This is a genomic window from Burkholderia paludis (assembly GCF_000732615.1).
GTDB lineage: Bacteria > Pseudomonadota > Gammaproteobacteria > Burkholderiales > Burkholderiaceae > Burkholderia > Burkholderia paludis.
In genome coordinates this window covers 1-3,304 of sequence record NZ_JPGL01000002.1, presented here as the reverse complement: position 1 = coordinate 3,304, position 3,304 = coordinate 1, and the positions used below count along the sequence as shown (strand labels likewise).

Sequence of the window (3,304 nt, the reverse complement as noted above, 5' to 3'; positions counted from 1 at the left end):
TGAGATGGACGTGAAAACTATCCGGGTTGTGATTGTATCGATGTATCTCAAGATGATTCGAACTCTATGTTTGACTCAATTGGAATACGGCACAACGCGAGAACTCAACCTGTAGCGACTGTCGATGAGACAGACTCGTTATAGGGTCAAGCGAACAAGTGCATGTGGTGGATGCCTTGGCGATCACAGGCGATGAAGGACGCGGTAGCCTGCGAAAAGCTACGGGGAGCTGGCAAACAAGCTTTGATCCGTAGATGTCCGAATGGGGAAACCCACTCCTTTTGGAGTATCCATGGCTGAATACATAGGCCATGTGAAGCGAACGCGGTGAACTGAAACATCTAAGTAACCGCAGGAAAAGAAATCAACCGAGATTCCCAAAGTAGTGGCGAGCGAAATGGGATGAGCCTTGCACTCTTTATTTGTATTGTTAGCCGAACGCTCTGGAAAGTGCGGCCATAGCGGGTGATAGCCCCGTAGGCGAAAACAGTATGAAAGAACTAGGTGTGCGACAAGTAGGGCGGGACACGTGAAATCCTGTCTGAAGATGGGGGGACCATCCTCCAAGGCTAAATACTCGTGATCGACCGATAGTGAACCAGTACCGTGAGGGAAAGGCGAAAAGAACCCCGGGAGGGGAGTGAAATAGATCCTGAAACCGCATGCATACAAACAGTCGGAGCCTCGTAAGGGGTGACGGCGTACCTTTTGTATAATGGGTCAGCGACTTACGTTCAGTAGCAAGCTTAACCGTATAGGGCAGGCGTAGCGAAAGCGAGTCCGAATAGGGCGTTCAGTTGCTGGGCGTAGACCCGAAACCAAGTGATCTATCCATGGCCAGGATGAAGGTGCGGTAACACGTACTGGAGGTCCGAACCCACTAACGTTGAAAAGTTAGGGGATGAGCTGTGGATAGGGGTGAAAGGCTAAACAAACTTGGAAATAGCTGGTTCTCTCCGAAAACTATTTAGGTAGTGCCTCGTGTCTCACCTTCGGGGGTAGAGCACTGTCATGGTTGGGGGGTCTATTGCAGATTACCCCGCCATAGCAAACTCCGAATACCGAAGAGTGCAATCACGGGAGACAGACATCGGGTGCTAACGTCCGGTGTCAAGAGGGAAACAACCCAGACCGCCAGCTAAGGTCCCCAAATATAGCTAAGTGGGAAACGAAGTGGGAAGGCTAAAACAGTCAGGAGGTTGGCTTAGAAGCAGCCACCCTTTAAAGAAAGCGTAATAGCTCACTGATCGAGTCGTCCTGCGCGGAAGATGTAACGGGGCTAAGCTATATACCGAAGCTGCGGATGCGTGCTTAGCACGCATGGTAGGAGAGCGTTCCGTAAGCCTGCGAAGGTGCGTTGAAAAGCGTGCTGGAGGTATCGGAAGTGCGAATGCTGACATGAGTAGCGATAAAGGGGGTGAAAGGCCCCCTCGCCGTAAGCCCAAGGTTTCCTACGCAACGTTCATCGGCGTAGGGTGAGTCGGCCCCTAAGGCGAGGCAGAAATGCGTAGCTGATGGGAAGCAGGTCAATATTCCTGCACCATTGTTAGATGCGATGGGGGGACGGATCGCGGAAGGTTGTCCGGGTGTTGGAAGTCCCGGTCGCTGCATTGGAGAAGGCGCTTAGGCAAATCCGGGCGCAGGATTCAAGGGTGTGGCGCGAGCTCCTTAGGGAGCGAAGCAATTGGAAGTGGTTCCAAGAAAAGCCTCTAAGCTTCAGTCTAACGATGACCGTACCGCAAACCGACACAGGTGGGCGAGATGAGTATTCTAAGGCGCTTGAGAGAACTCGGGAGAAGGAACTCGGCAAATTGGTACCGTAACTTCGGGATAAGGTACGCCCTTGTAGCTTGACTGGCCTGCGCCAGGAGGGTGAAGGGGTTGCAATAAACTGGTGGCTGCGACTGTTTAATAAAAACACAGCACTCTGCAAACACGAAAGTGGACGTATAGGGTGTGACGCCTGCCCGGTGCCGGAAGATTAAATGATGGGGTGCAAGCTCTTGATTGAAGTCCCGGTAAACGGCGGCCGTAACTATAACGGTCCTAAGGTAGCGAAATTCCTTGTCGGGTAAGTTCCGACCTGCACGAATGGCGTAACGATGGCCACACTGTCTCCTCCCGAGACTCAGCGAAGTTGAAGTGTTTGTGATGATGCAATCTACCCGCGGCTAGACGGAAAGACCCCATGAACCTTTACTGTAGCTTTGCATTGGACTTTGAACCGATCTGTGTAGGATAGGTGGGAGGCTATGAAACCGGAACGCTAGTTTCGGTGGAGCCGTCCTTGAAATACCACCCTGGTTTGTTTGAGGTTCTAACCTTGGTCCGTGATCCGGATCGGGGACAGTGCATGGTAGGCAGTTTGACTGGGGCGGTCTCCTCCCAAAGCGTAACGGAGGAGTACGAAGGTACGCTAGGTACGGTCGGAAATCGTGCTGATAGTGCAATGGCATAAGCGTGCTTAACTGCGAGACCGACAAGTCGAGCAGGTGCGAAAGCAGGTCATAGTGATCCGGTGGTTCTGTATGGAAGGGCCATCGCTCAACGGATAAAAGGTACTCTGGGGATAACAGGCTGATACCGCCCAAGAGTTCATATCGACGGCGGTGTTTGGCACCTCGATGTCGGCTCATCTCATCCTGGGGCTGTAGCCGGTCCCAAGGGTATGGCTGTTCGCCATTTAAAGAGGTACGTGAGCTGGGTTTAAAACGTCGTGAGACAGTTTGGTCCCTATCTGCCGTGGGCGTTGGATATTTGAAGGGGGCTGCTCCTAGTACGAGAGGACCGGAGTGGACGAACCTCTGGTGTACCGGTTGTCACGCCAGTGGCATCGCCGGGTAGCTATGTTCGGAAGAGATAACCGCTGAAAGCATCTAAGCGGGAAACTCGCCTTAAGATGAGATATCCCTGGGGACTAGATCCCCTTGAAGGGTCGTTCGAGACCAGGACGTTGATAGGTCAGGTGTGTAAGCGCAGTAATGCGTTCAGCTAACTGATACTAATTGCCCGTAAGGCTTGATCCTATAACAAGTCTGCCTTGTAGATCGGCGCCGTGTGAAAGCACCGGCTGCGATACAAAGCGACAAGTTGGATTCTCGTGTGTGATACACACAACTCAAAATTACTGCTTCTTCCAAGATTGGTTGTGCTGCGAAGCCAGCGCAACAACCCTCTTTGCCTGATGACCATAGCGAGTCGGTCCCACCCCTTCCCATCCCGAACAGGACCGTGAAACGACTCTACGCCGATGATAGTGCGGATTCCCGTGTGAAAGTAGGTAATCGTCAGGCTCCCTAAGCCA

The 3,304-nt window shown here is 52.5% G+C and carries 2 rRNA genes; both read left to right on the top strand.

Annotated features, from left to right (window positions below):
* Nucleotides 1-144: 144 nt before the first annotated feature.
* Nucleotides 145-3,026 (top strand): 23S ribosomal RNA (locus tag GQ56_RS0101420).
* A 154-nt stretch (nucleotides 3,027-3,180) separates the two neighbouring features.
* A 5S ribosomal RNA gene (gene rrf, locus GQ56_RS0101415) occupies nucleotides 3,181-3,293 on the top strand.
* Nucleotides 3,294-3,304: the final 11 nt, after the last annotated feature.